Raw genomic sequence first — 20,906 nt, 5'->3', positions numbered from 1 at the left:
GAACCACGAAGGCCGGGACGGAGAAACATCCGTCCCGGCCTTCGTTATCGCTATCAGCCTTAGTTCCGCAGTACTGCCAGTTCCCCGGGGCTAATCCTGCCCGCGGTACTGGCTAGTTCCGCGATTCTCTTAGTTCCGCGAGGAGGCGGCCAGGTAGGCCACGATGCGCAGCACTTCGAGGTAGATCCATAGCACCGTCATGACGATGCCGAAGGCTGCCGTCCACGCGAATTCCTTCGGGGCGTGGCGTTCCACCGCGAGCTTGGCGGTTTCCAGATCGGAGATGAGCACGTAGCCGGCCACCGCGATCATGACCAGCCCGAGGATGATCCCCAGGTGGAAGCCACCCACCGTAATATTGCGCAGCGAGTTGGTCACGCCGGTCAGCATCAGGATGAGATTGACGAAGCCGAAGATAATGTAGGCGATCATAATGGTGAGGACCACCCGCCGGCCCTTGGCCGTGGTGCGGACCTTCCCGGACATGTGGAGGAATACCGCCACACCCACCACAATCGCGGTACCCAGAATGGCCTGGAAGGCCACCCCCGGGTAGAGAGTGTCAAAAGCATTGGTGATCGCACCGAGGGCCACACCCTGGAACAGGGAGTAAGCAATGGAAATACCCGGGCCGACCATCGGGCGCCAGGCCCCGAACATGCCCACCGCGAAAGCGATGAGGGAAGCCGGAATCGCGAGCATCATCGCCGAATCCAGCGGCACGAAGAGCATGGTAGCCGCGCCGGCAACAATGGAGACCGCCAGCAGAATCGCGGTTTTCACCATGGCATCGTCGTAGGTCATGGTGGCAGTTGCCGGAGCCCCGAAAGTACCGGGCTGGCCGGAGCCGCCCGCGTACTGGTCATAGCCCTGCTGCGGATACGCCTGGCCAGAGCCCTGCTGATCGAAGCCGTACTGGTTGTACCAGCCGGGCTGCTCCGTACCGTAACCGCTCGGCTGTTCATAAACACCCGGGCCGGCCTGGTAACCCTGGCGCGGTTCCGTTGCAATATTGCCACCGCGGAACTGCTGGTTCGGTGTGGCAGCACCCTTGCGGAAATACGGGTTGTTACTCATCACGGGATTCGACAAAATACCCTCCTGTATTGTGGTGGACCGCCGGATAGGCGGCCCGCCTACTGTCAGACGCGACCATCGTCCGGTTAGCATCCAGGTCATGTACAAACTTGGTTATAACTCGTCCAATATCGTCTCCAGGGTTATTCTCAAGCCCCTGCCTGAATTTTTCCTGAAAGACTTCTCGGTTTCCTCCATCAGTACCCCCGGACGGACTCGAACCGACACTGAACCGATTTTAAGTCGGGTGCCTCTGCCAATTGGGCTACGGGGGCTGAACATGCGAGCCCAACGGGCGCGTATGAACATCCCTAGAATACTACCTTGTTGCGCCACCCTGTAGAGTAGGAGGGATCCTAAGCGCGTCGCTTCACCGGCTTTACCTGCGTCGAGGGCCGCCCGCCGGTAGCTGCGCCGTCGTACCACCAAAACCTGGGCAGACAGAATCGAGAGGGAATGACACAGCGCGAGAACCGCGACACCACCGCGCACGAATCCGCCACCGCCGAAAGCGCCGAAACTCCGGAAACCACCGCGCAAACCGGGCAGCGCAAGCTCCGCACCGGGCTGCGCCGGGTGGGGAAACTCGCCGCACCGGTCACGCGTTACAGCCAGGCGCTGCGCAATGAATCTTTTGCCGGGCTGGTGCTGGTGATTTCCGCGCTCGTGGCGCTCATCTGGGCAAATTCCCCGGGCCGCGATACCTATTTCGCGCTGGCCGCCACAAAAATCGGGCCGGAGAGCTTAGGGCTCCACCTCGATTTAGCGCACTGGGCCGCGGATTTCGTGCTCGCGCTTTTCTTCTTCGTGGTGGGCATGGAACTCAAACAGGAATTCACCATCGGCTCCCTCAACGACCCGCGCAAAGCCGCCCTGCCGGTGCTGGCCGCGCTCACCGGCATGCTCGGCCCCATCGGGGTGTATTGCGCCACCCAGGCGATTTCCGGCGCACATATTTATGATGGCTGGGCCATTCCGGTGGCCACCGATATTGCTTTCGCGCTCGGGGTGCTGGCGCTGGTGGGTAAAGGGCTGCCAAAAGCCGCCGGTATTTTCCTCATGACGCTCGCGGTGGCCGACGATCTGGGCGGAATTATCGTCATCGCGATTTTCTTCTCCGACGGCGTCAATTTCCTCTTCCTGGGCGGCGGCTTGCTGGTGGCGGCGCTTTTCGGCCTACTGTGCTGGAAAGGTTGGAACCGCTGGTGGCTGCTGTGGCCGCTGGCGCTGGTGTGCTGGTACTGCTTCTTCCGCGCCGGCGTGCACGCCACGATTTCCGCGGTGGTCCTCGGTTTCATGATCCCCACCTCCACCACCGACGCGGACGACACCCCGCTCACGGAACGCTATAGCGAACGGCTGATTTTCTGGTCGGCCGGGATTGCGCTGCCGATTTTCGCGTTCTTCGCCGCGGGCGTGAATATTACCGAGGCCGGCGGGATCACCGCGCTGCTCGCCGACCCGGTCGCTATCGGCATCTACCTGGGCCTCCCGCTGGGCAAATGCATCGGAATTTTCTGCGGCACCTGGCTTTTCGTGAAAGTCTTCCGCCTCAAATTGGGCGAGGGCCTGCACCTGGGCGATATTTTCCCCATGTCGATCCTGGCCGGAATCGGCTTCACGGTCTCGCTGCTTATCGCGCAGCTCTCCTTCGCGCCCACCGACCCGCACGAAGCCCACGCGCGCGTGGGCGTACTCCTCGGCACGTTACTTTCTGTGATTCTCGGGGCGCTCGCTACCCGGATACGGGTGCGGCATCACCGCGCTTCCGGTACCTTGCACGACGACGCCGCCCGCGGCAGCGCGGACTCGGCCGCCTAAACGGCGGGCCGGGCGGGAGGCTGGGGTTCGCGAGCGGCCCAGAGGGCCAGGCCGTCAAGGATGTCGTGTTCCGAGGTGGTGATGGTGGCGAGCGGGCGACCCGCGGCGGCGCGGCGCTGGGCGATGCGGCGCACCACTTCTTGCCAGACCAGCGCCCCGGCTCCGATCACGGGGGCACGCCCCGGGTGCATAAAGCCGAGCGCGGCGCGTTCTTCCAGGGTGGCGTGGATAAACCAGTCGGTAACCTTCTCAATATCGGCGAGCGGCATCGCGGTGCCGTGCACGGCCGCCGAATCGTAGGTATCGAGCCCGAGCCAGGTGGCGGTTACCGAGGTGACGGTACCGGCCACCCCGACCACCTCTTCGGCTTGCCCGAGGGGAACGTGCTTTTCTGCTTCGTCCAAGGCCGCGCGGATATCGGCGCGGGCGCTTTCTAGCTCCGCCGGGGTGGGTGGATCGTGGCGCAGGTGGCGTTCGCGCATCCGCACCGAGCCAATATCCATGGAGTGGCTGGCGATCACGCTGCCGTCCGCGCGCCCGAGCACGAGTTCGGTGGAGCCACCGCCCAGGTCAATGAGGAGTACCGGGGAGGCCGGTGAGCTCAGCGCCGAAATTGCGCCGGAGAAAGAGGTCTGGGCTTCTTGGGTGCCGGTGAGCACCTGGGGGCGCACCCCGATCCGGGCCACTACCCCATCGAGGAAGTCCGCCCGGTTGGAGGCATCGCGGGTGGCGGAGGTGGCAGCGAAACGAATCGAGGTCACTCCCGCTTCCCGGCACAGGCGCGCGTATATATCAACCTGGTTGAGGGTACGCTCAAGAGCTTCGGGGGCGAAGTGCCCGGTGGCATCCACGCCCTGGCCCAGGTACACAATTTCCATCTGGCGGGTGATATCGCTCAGGGAACTGCCGTCTTTTCCGGGAACGTCGGCGATGAGGAGGCGGATGGAATTGGTGCCGCAATCGATGCCGGCAACCCGCTGCGCAGGCGTGGTAGGAGTGGAGGTAGCTGAAACCGCCATGGTCGGTTCTATGTCCTTTCTAGTGTGCTGCCGCGCTGGTTTCATCATCGCGGGAATTAAGCACGTCCTCGCAGTGGCAGGTGGTGCCATCCCAACCGACGAGGTCAAGGGCACGATCCCCCAGCGGGCATACTCCCCGCCCCGCGCTCAGCGCGTAGCCGGCCAGCGCGTGCAGGCATTTGACCCGCTCGGGCATGCCCCCGGCGGATACCCCGGCAATTTCCGGGACCTCACCGAGCAGGGAGCGGCGCGCTATATAGGATTCGTGGGCTGCCTGGTGGGCGGCCCGCAGTGCGGCGTCGTCGGATAAAGCAGCGGTCATGGTGGCCATTTCCCCGCGCGCTTCCAGGCGAGAAATTTCTTTGACCAGGTAGGGCAGGCACAGGTAGAAGAGGGTCGGGAAGGGTTCGCCGTGGCCGAGGCGCGGCAGGGTGATGGTGACCGCGGGGCGGCCGCAGGCGCAGCGTGCCCCGATGCCGACGAGGCCGCGCGGGACGCGCCCGAGCTGGGCGGCTACCTCGGCGCGGTCGGTGGGGCGCAGCGGGGTGGCGTTCGCGGCGATGCGGGTGAGAAGCTCCGGGGTGACGTCGCGCTCGGTGAGGACATCGGTCATGCTTATTCTCCTTCGGGGGCGGGCGCGGTATCTTGGGCAGGCGCGGTATTAGGGGCCTGGTTTGCGGCGTCTTCCGGCGCGGGTTCTTCTGCGGGCGGTTCTGCGGGTTGTTCTGCCGGGGCGGGAGCCGAGCCGTCCGCCGGTGTTTCACCTGCCGGCTGCGTGGCATCTTGCGGTTGCGGCGTGGGCGGCGTATACATCGGGGCTTCGTCCGGGTTATCGATCTGCCCGTCCACAGAATTACCCGCGATGGTGATGGAATCCCAGCCGGTAATGTACCACGGGGTATTCGCGCGGCGTTCCCGATTGACGGTGGCCACGCGTTCTTCCAGCTGCTCCTGGGCGGTGCCCTCATTCGGATCCGCGCCCACGAAGAGCCGCTGGCCGGGAACAACGTAGCCAAGCCGCACCCGAGCCTGGGCCCGCACGTAATCCGGGTCGTTCCACAGGGCTTTTTCCACTTCGAGTTCGCGGGTGTGCTGCTGCACATTTTCCAGCTCCGCGCGCACCGCCCGCAATTCATGCTGCTGTTCTGAGAAACGCGAAACCGTGGGGGTCACAATAATAATGGCGAGGATCGCGAAAAGCGCGATGGCCACGGCTCGCAAGCTCACGGTGTGCTGGCGCTGGCCGGATTCCACTTTTATGGCGCGGCGCTGGCCTTTTCGCCCGGCTTTCTTCCCCCGCGAACCGCCCGGCCCGGAATGGCTGGTTTTATCCGAGCGGTTAATGGTGGCTTGGCGCTGATTGCCGCCCTGCCACGGCTTCCCTCCGGTGCGGGGCTTGGTTCCGGGCCGCGGGGCAGCCCCCGGGCGTGATGACGTTTCACTGCGGTAAGCAGCCCCGGCTCGCGCCGGGGAGCTGGCTGAACGAGCAGCTGAGTGAGGTGATCGAGCTGTGCGGGCTGAGCGTGCCTGCGCATCGCCGCCCGCTCCCCTACCGGGTCGCTTCGGTTTCCGACTACCTGCTTTACCGCGCGGCATGAGGTCGGATGCTTTTCGCGGGGTACCACTTGAGTGGGGGTTCGCCCCGGCTTCCCGGGGATTCAGCGCCGCATCTCGGGGGCGCAGCGCAGCATCCCTGCGTTTCAGCGCCGCGTCGCGGCGCTTCGCCTGATTTCCTTGGTTCGCTTCAGATCCTTGATTCCCCTGAACTCCGCGCGCGGAGATGCGGCGGTTGCGCTCGGGGCGCGAGGGTGGACGGCGAACACTCATGACTACCAGTCTAGGCGCCTGGCATCACCGCCCGCGAATAGGGCGCGCCCCCGCCAAGCTCACACAATGCATCCGGGTGATCAAGTCCCTCACAGGATGCAACCTCACGGCAGCGAGCCCCACAGGATTCAACCTGGCGACATCAAAACAATTTCTTAACGTAGCTGCCGTTGCACTTTGATTTCGACAAGCCTCAGCGACCAGCCCGCGCGAATCTCACGAGCCTCACAAACCTCAATAGTCACACCAGCACCTGGGGAGGGGGCATGTGTTGTTCGCGCTGTAGTGCATATGTCGTACACGCGAAGTACACCTCGGAAAAAGCACCCCACCTCCCGCCGGGGCGGTGAACCGGCGGGAGCCAAAGTGCGCATTTCGAACCGTGACCCCCGTCAAGTGCGCATTTCGAACCATGCCCCCCGTCAAGTGCGCGTTAGAGACAGGAAATCGCCCCAAAACGGTGCTCTTAAGCGCACTTCACTTCGGGACCGCCGGGGCTAACCCGCTGACACCCGCCGCTACCCAACAAAGTGGTACTCCACGACAGCGGAACGAACAGAGTGGTACTGCACGACAGAAAATCGGGTGTTGGCTGTAGCTCCAGTACCACTTTGTGAACCGCCCCAATGATAGGCGGTCAGTTCTGCCGAGGGTTCACAAAAAGCAACTGGCCGCACACCCGCCCCATAACAAAGCGCCGCCCCTTCCCCGAAGAGAAGGAGCGGCACTCAGCGCTATATATGCAAGCCAGCAGCGCTACGGGCAGGCCAGCAGCCCTATCAGCAAGCAGCGCGCTATAAGCGAACCGGAAAACCGACCACCCGGCTACTCGCCACCGGCTACCTGATTACCCAGCTAGCCAGCCCGGAGCTTCCAGAGCCTTAGGCCTTGAAGCGCGGGAAAGCAGCGCGGCCGGCGTAGACTGCGTCTTCACCGAGTTCGTCTTCGATGCGCAGCAGCTGGTTGTACTTGTTGATGCGCTCGCCACGGGCCGGAGCACCGGTCTTGAGCTGGCCGGAGTTGGTGGCCACCGCGAGATCCGCAATCGTGGTGTCCTCGGTTTCGCCGGAGCGGTGCGAGGTCATCGTGCGGAAGCCGTTGCGGTGCGCGAGCTCCACGGCTTCGAGGGTTTCGGTCAGCGAACCGATCTGGTTCACCTTCACCAGGAGCGCGTTCGCGGCCTTGGTTTCGATGCCCTTCTGGAGGCGGGTGGGGTTGGTGACGAAGAGGTCGTCGCCAACGATCTGGACGCGATCACCGATTTCGGAGGTGAGCTTCTTCCAGGCATCCCATTCGTCTTCCGAGAGCGGATCCTCGATGGACACGAGCGGGTACTTCTCCACGAGCTCTTCGTAGTAGGCGATCATTTCGTCCGAGGACTTGGTGCCGCCCTCAAACTTGTAAACACCGTTCTCGAAGAATTCGGTGGCGGCAACGTCCAGGGCGAGACCGAAGTCCTTGCCCGGGGTGTAGCCGGCACGCTCAATAGCCTCGACGATGAGGTCCAGAGCTTCGGCGTTGGAATCCAGGTTGGGGGCGAAGCCGCCTTCATCGCCCAGGCCGGTGGCCAGGCCGCGTTCCTTGAGAACGCTCTTGAGGGTGTGGTACACCTCAGCACCCCAGCGCAGCGCTTCCTTGAAGGTTTCGGCGCCGATCGGAGCGATCATGAATTCCTGGATATCAACGTTGGAATCGGCGTGCGAGCCACCGTTGAGGATGTTCATCATGGGAACGGGCAGGATGTGGGCGTTCGGGCCGCCAATGTAGTGGTAGAGCGGCAGGCCGGCCGATTCGGCGGCGGCGTGCGCCACGGCGAGGGACACACCCAGGATGGCGTTCGCGCCGAGCTTGCCCTTGTTATCCGTGCCGTCCAGGTCAATGAGCAGCGCGTCAAGAGCGCGCTGATCGTTGGCGTCCATGCCAATGATTTCCGGAGCGATGATTTCGTTCACCGCTTCCACTGCCTGCTCGACACCCTTACCGAGGTAACGACCCTTATCACCGTCACGCTTTTCCACGGCTTCAAAGGCGCCGGTGGACGCGCCGGAGGGAACCGATGCGCGCTTGTAGGTGCCATCATCCAGGACAACTTCAACCTCAACGGTGGGGTTGCCACGGGAGTCGAGAATTTCGCGGGCGTTAACTGCCTCAATGAATGCCACAGGTACTCCTTCATATAGACCGTGCCACATAGTTGTGGCTACCTGCGCGGAATATCCGCTGTTTCTATTGTCTCTCAAAACACCCGCGCGCGTCATGTTCAGGCCGTGATTAACTCGGCGTTTTCGCCCTGAGCCGCGAAGATTTTCGCCCACTCGGGACTTTGGCACCGCGCGCGAACCACCCGGGTGCTAACTAGCTCACGAACACGTGGGGAGAGTTTAGTGCGCCGCGGTTTCTTCCGCTGCGCCGTTAGGTACGACGACGCCGCCCGCCCCGCTTTCTTCCTCTTTCACCACCGAGGTCAGCACGGGGTGAGCCAAGAAGGCGATGAGCGCGGCAACGCCGGCCAACTGCAGGGTAAAGATATCCATGAGCACCTTGACCACATATGCCAAGCCAACCTTCACCGGATCCGCGGTGCCAGCGGGAAGCTCATTGAGCTCCAGCATGGCGAAGGGCCCCGCAATCTGGAGGAAAATCGCGATGACCAGCAGCGCCCCCGCGACGCCGTACGTGCGCCGCGCAAAACTCTTGAGAAGATTCGGACTCACGTTCATCGTCATAACAACTCCTTTGTTGTGCTTTCCATCATTCTAAAGCAAGAAAATGTAACGTCACTAGTTTTTCAAAAAAGCGGGCCCGGCACGCGCTTGTATATCGCACGTGCCGGGCCCGCCCGAGCATCAGCTCATTTAATGGTCGCGTTTAGGCAGCACGACGCCGCCGCACCGCGAGCGCCCCACCGGCGAGCAGGGCACCGGAGAGGAGCGCCAAGGAAGCGGCTTCCGCACCGGTATTCGGGAGCTTCTTCGCCGACTTCTTCACCACGGTCTTGCCGGGCTTAGCAGGAGTGGCCGGTTTGGCGGATCCTGCCGGGGCCGGGTCCGCAGGAGCCGGCGCAGTGGGCTGCGCAGGCTGCGTCGGTTCCGCAGGCTGGGCCGGCTGAGTCGGTTCGGCCGGCTGGGTCGGGGCCGGGTCGGCCGGCGTGCATTCCTTGAGGGCGGAAACCTTCTGCACGATGCCGCGCACGGTTGCCTCGTGCTCGGCACGAATCGAGGTCAGCACGCCTTCGTCCACAACCGGCTTGAGCTTCTCGAGCGCCGCAGCGGTGGCTGCCTGAATATCGGCTTCGGCCTGGGTACGCGCGGCTTGCGGAGCGCAATCCAGCGCGGCCAGGGCCTTGAGCTGGGCGGCCTGTTCGGCTTCAATAGCGGCTTTCGCTTCACTCAGCTTGGTAGCCCAGGCATCAAGGAGCGGAAGCACATGAGAGAAGGTATCGGCAGCATAGTTATCCGGGGAAGCATCGAAAAGCTGCTGGGCCGCATTGCGTACCACCGGGTTCTGCAAGCCCGCGATGAGAGCAGCGGTATCCGCCTTGGCCTTGAGGGAGCCGGCCTTGCGGACCAGGTCACGCACCCGGTCCGAGCTCTGCCCGTAAGTGGTTTTCACGCCGTTGAATTCTTTTTCACCGGAGATAATCCAGCGCAGCTGTTCCAGGCGAGCATAATCGGCATCCCCAAGCGGGGTAATGGTGGCGGGATCAATATCCTTCCACCACGTCTTACCGGTCAGCTTCTCAGCTTCGGGGCGGTACGCGGTAGCTTCACGCAGGTAAGCAACATCCTTCTTGAGCTGGGCGAGGGTCTCCGCATCAATATAGGAAACATCCCCGTTGAGCACCGCGTCACCGGCGATGATCATCTTCTCGTAAGCTTCGAGGTTCTGCAGCACAATAATGCCGTTGAGGCACTGGTTGAATTCCTTGCTCTTACCCTGCTTAGCGAGGTCGATGCAGGAACGAATCTTCTGAACGACTTCGCTCTTATTTCCGGCCGCGGACTTCTGGAATTCTTCGTTGACCCGGCGATCCATTTCCGCAACAGTCTTGGCCGTCTTAGTCACTTCAACAATGGCCTTGTCCAGGTCAGATACCCCGTTGGAGTAAGCATTTACATAGGCTTGCGCGGCCGCAACGAAGCGCTGATCCACATAGGCCTTGGAGTAATGAGAGGCCTGATTCTGCAGCGCACTGACCATCCAGGCATCGGCCTGATCGGCCGGGGTAGCCCCCAGGGCTTCGTTAATCTTGCCCGCGGCGTAGTCGGCGGTGCTGGTATCAGCAGCGGCGGCATCTGCCGGCGCGCCCGCACCGCCAGCGCCCGCAGCTCCGGCACCCGAAGAGGCATCTGAAGCAACCGGCGCGGTGGCTCCGTTCGGGCTCGTCGAATCCGCGAAAGCCGCGCCCGCGCCGCCCAGCATCACCGTGCAGGCGGTCGCGGCAGCCACGACACCTCTGAGTACTTTCTTCATATTCTTCCTTACGCTAAGAGCAGCCACTCCACAGGGCCACCACCATCGGTGCCGTTGCGTCATCCTATGTCTTGGATTTAGGCGCCCTTAACGAACATAAACACACGAGCACGCCAGCTTTCCACGCGGGTACCCGCAGCTCATCCCATCTATTCCACCGCCACAACGTACAATTTAATTTATCAAATCACGACAGGATTGATAAAGGTACTTCAAAATCACAATCGTCACACAGGTAAGCATGCGGGCAGGCCAGCGAGCCAGAAACACCGGCTACACCGTGTGACGAAGCCCGCTGGGGCATCCCGAAACGGGCCCTATAGTACAAACCCCGGAACCTCGGCCACACGTCCGGAATAACCCGCGGCGGCCCCGCCGCTACCCCACCGAGGAAATAAATACCGCGGTAATGAGATGGGACACCCAGTCAAGCAGGTCATCACCTTCCATGGGCGCACCGCTCCCGAGGCGCGCGGAGGTCTGCGCCACCCCGAGCGTTCCGGGGCGAAGGCCGCCCGCTCCAGCGCGCGTGCTTCCCCCGGCAGCGCCCCCGCCGCTCCCCGCGGCGGGCGCGGGCGGGACAGGCACCATGAGGACTCGAACCGCGGGCTTGAGCATCGCCCCCGGATACAGGCGCTTGAGGCGCGCCTGCCGGGAATCGGGCAGCGCCACCGGCGTGAAACGCACATTGCGCCCCATCTGGGTAATTTCCTCCAGCCCGGCACTGCGCGCCAGGTCACGCAGCTGCGCGATCCGGAAGAGCCGCGCTGCCACGTCGGGAATCTCCCCGTAGCGGTCGCGCAATTCCGCCCGAATTTCCTCGCGCTGGTCCTCCCCGCGCGATGCCGCCAACTTGGTGTAAATCTCCAGGCGCAACCGTTCGGAAGGCACGTAATCCTCGGGTAGGTAGGCTTCCACCGGCAGCTCAATGCGCACATCGCTGCTGGCGTCGTCGTCGCCCGGAATCTCCCCGCGCATTTTCGCAACCGCTTCGGAGACCATGCGCACGTACAAATCGAAACCAACGCCCTCGATGTGACCGGATTGTTCGCCGCCGAGCATATTGCCGGCCCCGCGGATTTCGAGGTCCTTCATGGCGACCTGGGTGCCGGCCCCGAGGTCGGTATTCGCGGCGATGGTGCGCAGGCGTTCCAGGGACGTTTCCGTGAGCGCGCGGTCCGGGTCGTACAGGAAATACGCGTAGGCGCGCTCGCGCCCGCGGCCCACGCGCCCGCGCAGCTGGTGGAGCTGAGAAAGCCCGAGCTTATCGGCATTATCCACAATGAGCGTATTCGCATTGGAAATATCGAGGCCCGTTTCCACGATGGTGGTGCAGATAAGGACGTCGATCTCGTGATTCCAGAAATTCTGAATAACATTTTCCAGATCGCGTTCGCTCATTTTTCCGTGGGCGACGGCGATGCGCGCCTCGGGCACCAGCTCGCCGAGCTGCGCGGCCACCCGGCCCATATCCCCCACCCGGTTATGCACGTAAAAAACCTGGCCGTCGCGCAGCAACTCGCGGCGAATCGCAGCACTGATCTGGCGATTTTCCCGCGCGCCCACGTAGGTGAGAATCGGGTGGCGCTCCTCGGGCGGGGTGGCCAGGGTGGACATTTCCCGCACCCCCGTGACCGCCATTTCCAGCGTGCGCGGAATCGGGGTGGCCGACATCGAGAGCACATCGATATTCGGGTACATCTGCTTGAGGGTCTCTTTATGTTCGACGCCGAAACGCTGCTCCTCGTCAATCACCACCAGGCCGAGGGCTTTGAAACGCACATTTCCCGTGAGTAGGCGGTGGGTACCGATGACCACATCGATACTGCCGTCGGCGAGCCCGGAGATGACCTCCTCCGATTCGCGCGCGCTCTGGAAACGCGAAAGCGCCGCCACCCGCACCGGGAAGCCGGCGTAGCGTTCCTCGAAAGTCTCGCGATGCTGCTCCACCAGCAGGGTGGTCGGCACCAGAACCGCCACCTGGCGGCCATCCTGCACCGCCTTGAAAGCCGCCCGCACCGCAATCTCGGTTTTGCCGTAGCCCACATCCCCGGAAATAAGGCGATCCATGGGAACCGGCTTTTCCATATCGGCTTTCACTTCGTCGATAGTGTGCAGCTGATCGGGGGTTTCCACGTAGGCGAAGGCGTCTTCGAGCTCGCGCTGCCAGGGCGTATCCGGCGAAAATGCGATACCCGGGGTGGCCATGCGCTGCGCGTAGAGGCGAATAAGCTCCGAAGCAATTTTGCGGGTGGCAGCGCGGGCCTTCGACTTGGTTTTCTCCCAATCGGCCCCGCCCATTTTATTGAGGCTCGGGGATTCCCCGCCCGAATACTTCGACACCTGGTCAAGCTGATCGGTGGGCACCCAGAGCTGATCGGGTGGCCCGCCGCGCCGCGACGGCGCATACTCGAGAACAATATATTCGCGCTGCCCGCCTTTACCGCCAATCGTGCGTTTTTCCATCCGCACGAAACGGCCCACCCCGTGGCGGTCATGCACCACAAAATCCCCGGGAGTTAGCGAGAGCGGATCAACGGCATTCTTGCGGCGCCGCTTGGGCAGCGTGCGCATATCCCGAGTGGAGGAACCGCCCCGCCCGGTCAGATCCGCACCCGCGTACACCCCGAGCTGCTGGCCTTCCATAACGAAGCCCTCGGCGATGGGCGCGGCCACCACGTAAACCACCCCGGGTTCGAAGTGAGCGGGGAGCTCCGCTACCGCGCTGGCCGGAACACCCAGCTCACCGAGCTGTTCCGCGTAGCGGCGCGCCAAGCCCGGCCCGTCCACCACGAGCACCTGCCGCACCCCGCGCCGTGCCTGCTCCCCGATAGCGGCGAGAGCCTCATCAACTTTCCCGAGGAATTTGCGCGGTTCGCGCGCCGCGACAGCGGCGCCGGCGTCGTCGTTCTTGGTGGTGCTCCCGGTGGAAGCGAGGCGACCCGAAGTAGTCCCGGCGGACGCGCTGTGTCCGGCGACGGCACTGCCGGACAGCGCGTTGCCGGACAGCGCGTTGCCGGAAAAGCCGCCGAGCGTCCACCAGGCCTGGCCGCGTTTCAGCGCTTCCGCCCGGGTGGCCGCGACACTCGCGAAACTCGCCGCATTGGCCTGCACCGGAGGCGTGCCGCCGGCCGCCGCCGCACTCCAGGCCGCCGCTAGGAATTCCTCCGTGGTGGCGATCAGCGATTCGGCGCGCTGGTCCACGCGCTCCGGCTCGATAATGAGGAGGCGGGCGGTGGCGGGAAGCACGTCCACCACGGCGTCCATGCCGTCCACGAGCACCGGCGTGAGGGATTCCATGCCCTCCGGGGCGATGCCGGCGGCGATTTTGTCGAGCATATCGGTGGCGCCGGGCAGCTCGCTGATGAGCGAGCGGGCGCGGGTACGCACCGATTCAGTGAGGAGAATTTCGCGGCAGGGCGGGGCGTAAAGTTCTTCGCGTTCCTCCATGGAACGCTGGTCGCCCACGGAGAAGGTGCGGATTTCGTCCACGGTATCGCCGAAGAATTCCACGCGGATGGGGTGGCGTTCCGTGGGCGGGAAAACGTCCAGAATGCCGCCGCGCACCGCGAATTGGCCGCGGCGTTCCACCATATCAACCCGGGTGTAAGCAGCGTTCACCAGCGCATTTTCCACCTCCTCCATGGGGGCGTCCTCGTTGAGGCGGATACGCACCGGCGCCAGGTCGCCCAGACCGCGGGTAATGGGCTGAAGCAGCGCGCGCACCGGCATAATGAGGAGGCGCAGCGGCTCGAATTCCTCCGGATGGGCCAGGCGACGCAGAGTGAGCAGGCGGCGAGCCACCGTATCCGAACGCGGAGACAGGCGCTCGTGCGGGAGCGTTTCCCAGGAGGGGAACACCGCGATCTGCTCCGCCGGAAGGTAGGCGCGCATCGCGCCCTCAAGGATTTCAGCCTCCCGCCCCGACGCGGTGATGGCCACGTGGAGGGGTGCGGGGGTGGCGGTTTCTGCGGTGGGGTTTTTCGGGGCAGCGGTTTCTGGTACGGCGGCCGTGCCGGTTTGCCGAGCCGCGCTTTCCGAGGCATTCGCGCGCGCGAGGTACGCCAGGGCCGGCGGCACCACCCCGCGCGGCATCGGAATATCCAGGCGGGTGGCGGTCGAGGCGGCAGCGCTGCTCAGGGCGGGATCGGCGCCGATGAGCGGCAGCAAGGATTCTAATTGCACGGGACGCTCGTTTCCTTCCTCGTCCTTCTGGGGTTTCGGTTCTCGCTCGGCGCAGCGCGGGCGCGGTGCCGGCGATTTAGCGCGCAGCGCGGGCGGTTCGGCGCCGTATTTGCGCGGATCCGCGCCGTATGCCGCGGCGCCGCCGCTCCACGCCGCCGGCTAATGCTTCGTATGCAAACGCATCGTGGCGCTTTCCAGCCCGTTGCGCAGCACATCCTCCACGGCGTCCGCGGCCTGCGCGATAAGCACATCAAGCTCCTTGCGCTCCGTCGAGCTAAAGGGCCGCAGCACAAAATCGGAAGGGTCCTGGCGCCCGGGCGGCCGGCCGATACCGAAACGCAGCCGAATATAATCCTTCGAGCCCGTGGACTGCGAAATCGACTTGAGCCCGTTATGCCCGCCTTCGCCCCCGCCGCGCTTGAGGCGCAGAGTCCCGAAGGGGAGATCAAGCTCATCGTGAACCACAATAAGATTCTCCACCGGGCAGTCGTAATAGCGCAGCAGCGCGCTGACCGGCCCGCCCGAGGTATTCATGTAACACTGGCACGTGGCAAGAATGACCTGCTCACCGGCCTGCCCGGGCGCCACCCCCACCCGCGCGGAAAGCTGGTTCGTCTGGGTGGCGCCGTGCGAGCGCAACTGCCCCCCGCAACGCGCGGCGAGCTCCGCCACCACCATATGCCCACAATTGTGGCGAGTTCCGGCATAGGTAGCACCGGGATTGCCTAATCCAACAACAGCGTACATGCGTTCCTCCTGTGCATATTCAACCGTACCCGCTTGCCCGGGATTGTTCCGCCTCTGCGTACTTCATATTTTTTACGACGACGCCGACACGGCACGCGGCCGCGGACATTGCGTCCGCGGCCGCGTAAGAGTCACTCGTGGCGAGTGAGGTGCATCGCCGAATTACTCGCCGGCACCTTCGGAAGCTGCCGCTTCTTCGGCTGCTTCTTCTGCCTGAGCTTCGGCCATGGCGGCGTCGGCTTCTTCCAGAGCCTTATCAACCTGGGGCTCCATGACCAGGGACACGATTTCTTCGCCATCGACCAGGGCTTCCACATCCTCGGGAAGCTTGAGGTCGGCCACGGTCACGCGAGCGCCATCTTCGAGACCTTCCACATTGACCTCGATGGATTCCGGAATATCGATCGCCGGGGCGGAGACCAGGATATTGAGGAGTTCCAGGGTGTTGATAAGGCCGGGAGCCGGTTCGCCCACAACGACCACCGGAATTTCAACCTCGACCTTTTCGTCGCGCTTGACGCGCAGGAAGTCCACATGCTCGATGGAGCGGGAGAGCGGGTTACGCTGAATGTCCTTGACCAGCGCGAGGGTCAGTTCACCGTCGATGGTGAGGCTGACCAGAGCATTCGGATTGCCCTTGACCGCGAGGAACAGATCGTGAGCATCCAGGTGCACGTGCACCGGCTCGATTCCGTGCCCGTAAAGCACGGCGGGAACGCGCCCATCGCGGCGCAGGCGGCGAGCCGCGCCCTTGCCAAATTCATCACGGGTTTCGGCAGTCAGCTTCGCAGCATCAATAGCCATGATTCTCCTTCGTCAGATTAGCGGTCACCCGAGTGGCGGGCTGACCTCGATATTGTCGATATGAACACCCGCGCCGCACACGCCGCGCCGGGTGGTGGCCTCGTTAAAGCAGGCCACCCGAAGGAGCGCCTGCCGCGTCGATAACGGAAGAGTCCGCGAGCGCGAATCCCGATTCCCAGCTCCCCTGCCCCGCAGGCTTACCAGAATCGCCATCCCGTAGACCGGGCGATTCCCCAATTCAACGACCGGGTGATTCCGCGCTTCGAGCTCCCTCCCTCGCCGAAGCAACGCCGTCAATTTTAGGGCGACGGCGGCAAAAAACAAAGTTTTTTGCCGCTCCTCACACACACGCGCCCTTCCTGCCCCACCAGCCCCCTCACGTTCCGAGGAGCTCCACCGCCCGAACCCGGAACACCCCCGCTGCCCCACCACCAACTCCGCCAGAATCCGCCCCGCCAGCTGGCGCCGTCGTCGTACCACCCCTACCCCACACACAAAGTGCGCATTTCAAACCACCACCCCCGTCAAGTGCGCGTAAGAGACACAAAACCAGCCGAAAACGGTGCTCTTACTCGCACTACGTTTTGGCCCCCACCCCGGAGATCCCTGTGGAGCTTACTGGCGGCTTTCCGCGCGATTTCTACCTGTGGATAACAGCACCTTCCTGTGGATAGCCGCTTGCCCGAACCACCACTTGCCTGAATACTCACCTCATGGTCAATAAACCCCGTGAATCGGTACCAATCCCACCCATCTTCAGCCTCGCACAGCTGGACGCTCTGGGGTTGCCCCGAACTCTCGCCCGGCGCAATTGTTTCCAACTATTGACACGGGGGATCTACCGGGACACCCGCCGCGATTTTACGGAAGTCGATGTCCTCATCGCTATGCAACATAGATTCCCACGAAGCGTAGTGACAGGAATGTCCGCAATGCGCCTCTGGGGTTTACCGCTCCCACCCCGCTTCTCGACATGGGACGACTCTAAGCCCGTGGATCTATCTACACACGCTAAACAGGACAAACATCCCCACCCCCTCATCCGCTGGGATCGCACGCAACTGCTGGACAGCGACATCGAAACGATCTGCACGCCCGGCGGGGACCTGCGCATCGCCTCCCGGCCCCGCGCCGTGCTAGCGAGCGTGCCGGATCTATCGTTTTACCAGCTCATCGCGGCAATCGACGCGCTCCTGCGCATTCCTCGCCAGCGCTTCGAGGGGAGGTCGGCGCCCTACGCCACCCGCGAGGGACTGGAGGCTTTCCTGGCAGAACACCCGAGCTGGAATTTTGTGGCGCACTTCCGCGCGGCGCTGGCCTGGGCGCGGGTGGGCGCGGATTCGCCGATGGAAACCCTGCTGCGACTCCTTATCGCCATGGCGGGATTCCCGGAACCGCGCCTCAACCAGCGGCTTCTCGCCCCGGACGGCTGCCCGCTCGGCCAACCCGATATGCTTTTCGAGGAGCAGCGCATCATTGTGGAGTACGACGGCGCACCTCACCGAGACGCCTCCCAGCAGGTCAAAGATCGCCAGCGGCGCGAACTCCGCACCAGCTACGGCTGGATCGAACTTCAGTTTTTCCACCCGGATCTCCACCTCCCTCGGCGGCTCGTCCGCATGATGTTCAACCCGGGCAGACCCGCGCTCCCACGCATCGCGAGCGGCGAAGTTCCCGCAACCGCTCACCTCGCCGAGGCATTCCGCCAGCGCGGGTGGCGGATGAAGAACTGAGCCGGTGGCGGATGAGGAACTGAGCCGGTGGCGGATGAGGAACTAAGGGCAGCCGCGCCGCCCTACCCCAACGCCCGCAGCATCAGCCAGATCGCGAGCGCTGTCCCGAAGATGCCGACCAGCCAGCGCACCACACCACCGGGGAGGAAACGCTGGAGGTGCGGGCCAACCATCCCGCCCAGCAGCCCGCCGAGCATCATGGTCAGCGCCGCCGCGTAATCCACTTCCCCGGACCAGATGAAGAACAGTAGCGCGGTGAGATTTGCGCAGCCGAGCACCGGAGATTTGAGCAGCAGTGCCTCGTGGGTGGTCATCGGGGTGAGGATCGCGGCGATGCCAAGATACACAACCGCCGAGGCCGCCCCGAAATAACCTCCGTACACGCCCAGCACACCCACTAGCACCAGGAAGGTAGGAACCGGAATATTCGCGTGGATGCCGCGTCGTTCCAGGTAGGGGCCAACCAGCGTGGAAAGGGTGGCGATGAGAACCAGCCAGGGCACCACGAACTCGAAAACTTTCGGGTCGAAAGCCAGCAGCAGCACCGCGCCGATAGCTCCGCCCACCGCGCTGATAAACATCTGCGGCCACAACGGATAGGCCTGCACCGCCCGCATGGAGCGCCAGCCGGTCAGCACCGAGCCCAGGCTGCTCCCGAAATTATTGATCGCATTCGTCACATTGGCGGTAATCGGCGGGAATCCGAGGGCCAGGAGAGCCGGGTAGGTGACCAGCGAAGCCACCCCGGTCAGGTATCCCACAATGCCGCCCACCAACCCGGTAGCGAAGACAAGTACGGACAGCGCCCAGCTCGATGTGACCACCACGTGCGTTTTTAGTACGCGCCGTCAAATAGCGAGGTCACCGAGCCATCCTCGAAGACTTCGTCGATGGCGCGCGCCAGGGTGGGGGCAATGGAAAGCACCGTCAAGCCCTTGAAACGCTTCTCATCGGGAATCGGCACGGTGTCGGTCACCACGAGTTCACGAATCGGCGCATTGGAGAGCCGCTCGACCGCTTCCCCGGAAAGCAACGCGTGGGTGGCCGCCACGATAACGTCCTTGGCGCCGGCATCCTTAACCACGCGAATCGCGCCGACCAGCGTGCCGGCGGTATCGATCATGTCGTCAACAATAATGGCGGTCTTACCGGCCACATCGCCGACAACCCGGTTAGCCTTCGCGGTATTGGCCTTCTCAATATTGCGGGTCTTATGCACAAAAGCCAGCGGAATTCCGCCCAGGCGCGAGGACCACTGCTCGGCCACCTTAATACGGCCGGCATCGGGTGAGACCATAACGGCGTCGTCGCCGGTAATAATGGAGCGGACATATTCGACCAGCGTGGGCATCGCCCACAGGTGGTCCACCGGCCCGTCGAAGAAACCCTGGCTCTGCGCGGCGTGCAGATCCACGCTCATAATGCGGTTCGCGCCGGCCGTCTTGAGCAGATCGGCCACCAGCCGCGCCGAAATCGGTTCGCGGCCCTTGTGCTTCTTGTCCTGACGAGCGTAGGGGTAGTACGGCGCCACCACGGTGATGCGCTTGGCGGAGGCACGCTTGGCGGCATCCACCATGAGCAGCGTCTCCATCAGCCATTTATTAATGGGGCTGCTGAAGGCCTGCATAATAAAAACATCCGCCCCGCGGATCGACTCCTCATAGCGGATGTAAATTTCTGAATTTGCGAAATCGTAGATGGTGGTGGGCAGCATGCTGATATGCAGGCAGCGCGCAACCTCCTCCGCCAACTCCGGATAGGCGCGGCCCGTGGCTAGGACCAGCCGCTTATCGTTCGATACCCGCATTCCCGTGCTCATTGTGCTCCCCCGATGTGTTTCGCCTGCTTGGGTTTTTCGACGTTGTCAGCTTATGCGATCGCGGCGCTACCCGCTACCCGGTAAACGGTGTTTACCGCCGGAACAGTGTTTACCCGCCGCAGCGGTGCTGGGCGGCTTCCCCGAGCGCAATCGCGTGCCGGGCACATTTACCGGCCGGAATGAGGCAATCGCGCAGGTGCACATGCCGCGCCCGCGCGCCTTCCTCCACGATGACATTGCTCAGTTCCCCGGGCCCCACGTGCCCAAACCGCGCTACCCGCGTGGTTCCGCGCAAAATTGTATTAGGTTCGACGACGCAATCCGGCTCCAGTTCCACCTGGACATCAATCCACGCTGTGGCCGGATCAATAATGCTCACCCCGCTGCGCATCCACTTTTCCCCGATGCGTCGATTCATTTCCCGGCGCAGGGCCGCCAGCTGGACCAGGTCATTCGCACCCTCCACAGCCAGGTAATCACTGCTTACATAAGAACCGACCCCGGCGCCGAGCTGGTACGCCCGCGCCACCACATCGGTCAGGTACATTTCCCCCTGCGCGTTATCGGTGCCCAGGGTCGCCAGCGCCTCGCGCAAAAACGCGGCATCGAAAATATAGGTAGAAGTATTGATTTCGTTGATGGCACGCTGCTGCGCACTTGCGTCTTTATCTTCTACGACGGCGCAGATGGTGCCCTGGCTATCACGCACAATCCGCCCGTAGCCAGCCGGATCAGGCACCCGGGCGCTCAGCACGGTGACAGCGGGGTTGGCGGGGGCAGCCGGAGCGGTAGCGGCGTCGTCGTTCATGTAAACAGTGTTCCCGCACGAACTGCTGCCGTGAACACTGTTCCCGTGGGCGCGCGCGAGCTCCCCGAGAATCTCCCCACCCAAAAGCGGGGTATCCCCGGCCATCACAAGAACCGGGCCACTCACCCCCGCACCCAGGGCTTCCATCCCGCACCACACCGCGCGGCCGGTGCCCTTGATCTCATCTTGATCGGCGATCATGACCGAATCGTCCAGCTCAAGCGCGTGGGCAGCCACCCGATCCCGTTCGTGGCGCACCACCACAACAATATGGCGGGGATTGAGGCTGCGCGCGGCGGTGATGGCGTGCCCGAGCAGCGTGCGGCCGCACACCTCATGCAAAAGTTTCGGGGTGGCTGATTTCATGCGAGTTCCCTGGCCAGCAGCCAGGATGACGACAGCGGAGAGATCCATGCCTTCCCTTTTCTGGCGGCAATGCGCCCTATATTTCGCCACGGGCGCTGACGCTGCGCCCGAAAACGTTCCGCCACTAGGATTCGAACCTAGAATAACGGTTCCAAAGACCGCTGTGTTGCCGTTACACCATGGCGGAAAACTGCCGACGCGCGGGCCGGCACCGATATAGTCTAACC

Annotated in this window: 17 protein-coding genes and 2 tRNA genes; 4 read left to right on the top strand and 15 right to left on the bottom strand. The window is 63.4% G+C overall.

Annotated elements, in window-relative coordinates; genetic code table 11:
• Positions 1 to 129 precede the first annotated feature (129 nt).
• Both QP305_RS02510 and QP305_RS02505 read right to left on the bottom strand, forming a co-directional pair.
• Positions 130 to 1,077, bottom strand: coding sequence for a Bax inhibitor-1/YccA family protein (locus tag QP305_RS02510; RefSeq protein WP_234984467.1), 948 nt, complete (start codon positions 1,075 to 1,077; stop codon positions 130 to 132).
• Between the two features lie 201 nt (positions 1,078 to 1,278).
• Positions 1,279 to 1,352 (bottom strand) — tRNA-Leu (locus tag QP305_RS02505).
• 181 nt (positions 1,353 to 1,533) lie between these two features.
• On the opposite strand from QP305_RS02505, the gene nhaA reads away from it, so the two are divergent.
• A complete protein-coding gene (nhaA, locus tag QP305_RS02500; protein ID WP_284903782.1) occupies positions 1,534 to 2,898 on the top strand; it encodes a Na+/H+ antiporter NhaA in 1,365 nt (454 codons plus the stop codon).
• Here the strand turns inward: nhaA and QP305_RS02495 are convergent.
• From QP305_RS02495 to QP305_RS02485, 3 genes are read right to left on the bottom strand one after another with little or no spacing between them, the layout of a single operon-like run.
• Positions 2,895 to 3,917, bottom strand: a complete 1,023-nt coding sequence (locus QP305_RS02495; RefSeq protein ID WP_284903780.1) for a Ppx/GppA phosphatase family protein — start codon at positions 3,915 to 3,917, stop codon at positions 2,895 to 2,897. The two genes, nhaA and QP305_RS02495, sit on opposite strands and share 4 nt — an antisense overlap.
• A 19-nt stretch (positions 3,918 to 3,936) precedes the next feature.
• Positions 3,937 to 4,530 (bottom strand): DUF501 domain-containing protein, encoded by a 594-nt coding sequence (locus QP305_RS02490; RefSeq protein ID WP_284903778.1) that lies wholly within the window; start codon positions 4,528 to 4,530, stop codon positions 3,937 to 3,939.
• A gap of 2 nt (positions 4,531 to 4,532) precedes the next feature.
• Positions 4,533 to 5,129 (bottom strand): FtsB family cell division protein, encoded by a 597-nt coding sequence (locus tag QP305_RS02485; RefSeq protein ID WP_284903775.1) that lies wholly within the window; start codon positions 5,127 to 5,129, stop codon positions 4,533 to 4,535.
• Here QP305_RS02485 and QP305_RS02480 point away from each other — a divergent pair.
• A complete protein-coding gene (locus QP305_RS02480) occupies positions 5,122 to 5,277 on the top strand; it encodes a hypothetical protein (RefSeq protein WP_284903773.1) in 156 nt (51 codons plus the stop codon). The genes QP305_RS02485 and QP305_RS02480 overlap by 8 nt on opposite strands.
• Before the next feature lie 67 nt (positions 5,278 to 5,344).
• Positions 5,345 to 5,515, top strand: coding sequence for a hypothetical protein (locus tag QP305_RS02475; RefSeq protein ID WP_284903771.1), 171 nt, complete (start codon positions 5,345 to 5,347; stop codon positions 5,513 to 5,515).
• Between the two features lie 1,110 nt (positions 5,516 to 6,625).
• On the opposite strand, the gene eno is transcribed toward QP305_RS02475, so the two are convergent.
• From eno to QP305_RS02445, 6 genes are all read right to left on the bottom strand, one after another.
• On the bottom strand, positions 6,626 to 7,906 hold the full coding sequence (gene eno / locus QP305_RS02470) for a phosphopyruvate hydratase (protein ID WP_016443220.1): 1,281 nt from the start codon (positions 7,904 to 7,906) through the stop codon (positions 6,626 to 6,628).
• Between the two features lie 219 nt (positions 7,907 to 8,125).
• A complete protein-coding gene (locus QP305_RS02465) occupies positions 8,126 to 8,470 on the bottom strand; it encodes a hypothetical protein (protein ID WP_284903770.1) in 345 nt (114 codons plus the stop codon).
• A gap of 142 nt (positions 8,471 to 8,612) precedes the next feature.
• Positions 8,613 to 10,217 carry an LPXTG cell wall anchor domain-containing protein gene (locus QP305_RS02460; RefSeq protein ID WP_284903768.1) on the bottom strand — a complete coding sequence of 535 codons (1,605 nt, stop codon included), beginning with the start codon at positions 10,215 to 10,217 and terminating at the stop codon, positions 8,613 to 8,615.
• A gap of 378 nt (positions 10,218 to 10,595) precedes the next feature.
• Positions 10,596 to 14,402: a transcription-repair coupling factor gene (gene mfd, locus QP305_RS02455; protein ID WP_284903767.1), complete on the bottom strand. Its 3,807-nt coding sequence runs from the start codon at positions 14,400 to 14,402 to the stop codon at positions 10,596 to 10,598.
• 159 nt (positions 14,403 to 14,561) lie between these two features.
• Complete coding sequence (gene pth, locus QP305_RS02450) at positions 14,562 to 15,149, bottom strand: aminoacyl-tRNA hydrolase (protein WP_087070446.1); 588 nt, start codon at positions 15,147 to 15,149, stop codon at positions 14,562 to 14,564.
• A gap of 162 nt (positions 15,150 to 15,311) precedes the next feature.
• Positions 15,312 to 15,953, bottom strand: a complete 642-nt coding sequence (locus QP305_RS02445; protein WP_087070445.1) for a 50S ribosomal protein L25/general stress protein Ctc — start codon at positions 15,951 to 15,953, stop codon at positions 15,312 to 15,314.
• A 992-nt stretch (positions 15,954 to 16,945) separates the two neighbouring features.
• Here QP305_RS02445 and QP305_RS02440 point away from each other — a divergent pair.
• Positions 16,946 to 17,686: a hypothetical protein gene (locus tag QP305_RS02440; protein WP_284903766.1), complete on the top strand. Its 741-nt coding sequence runs from the start codon at positions 16,946 to 16,948 to the stop codon at positions 17,684 to 17,686.
• Between the two features lie 62 nt (positions 17,687 to 17,748).
• Here the strand turns inward: QP305_RS02440 and QP305_RS02435 are convergent, their stop codons facing one another.
• The 4 genes from QP305_RS02435 to QP305_RS02420 form a co-directional block, all read right to left on the bottom strand.
• Positions 17,749 to 18,510: a sulfite exporter TauE/SafE family protein gene (locus tag QP305_RS02435; RefSeq protein ID WP_284903763.1), complete on the bottom strand. Its 762-nt coding sequence runs from the start codon at positions 18,508 to 18,510 to the stop codon at positions 17,749 to 17,751.
• 11 nt (positions 18,511 to 18,521) lie between these two features.
• On the bottom strand, positions 18,522 to 19,505 hold the full coding sequence (locus QP305_RS02430) for a ribose-phosphate diphosphokinase (RefSeq protein ID WP_016443229.1): 984 nt from the start codon (positions 19,503 to 19,505) through the stop codon (positions 18,522 to 18,524).
• A 109-nt stretch (positions 19,506 to 19,614) separates the two neighbouring features.
• Positions 19,615 to 20,727 carry an NTP transferase domain-containing protein gene (locus tag QP305_RS02425; protein ID WP_284903762.1) on the bottom strand — a complete coding sequence of 371 codons (1,113 nt, stop codon included), beginning with the start codon at positions 20,725 to 20,727 and terminating at the stop codon, positions 19,615 to 19,617.
• Positions 20,728 to 20,795: 68 nt separating this feature from the next.
• Positions 20,796 to 20,866: transfer RNA gene (locus QP305_RS02420), tRNA-Gln, on the bottom strand.
• Positions 20,867 to 20,906: the final 40 nt, after the last annotated feature.

The organism is Actinotignum timonense (assembly GCF_030216305.1).
GTDB classification, from domain to species: Bacteria; Actinomycetota; Actinomycetes; order Actinomycetales; family Actinomycetaceae; genus Actinotignum; species Actinotignum timonense_A.
Note: the sequence above shows the minus strand (reverse complement) of the source record. Positions and strands in the feature narration are given on the sequence as shown.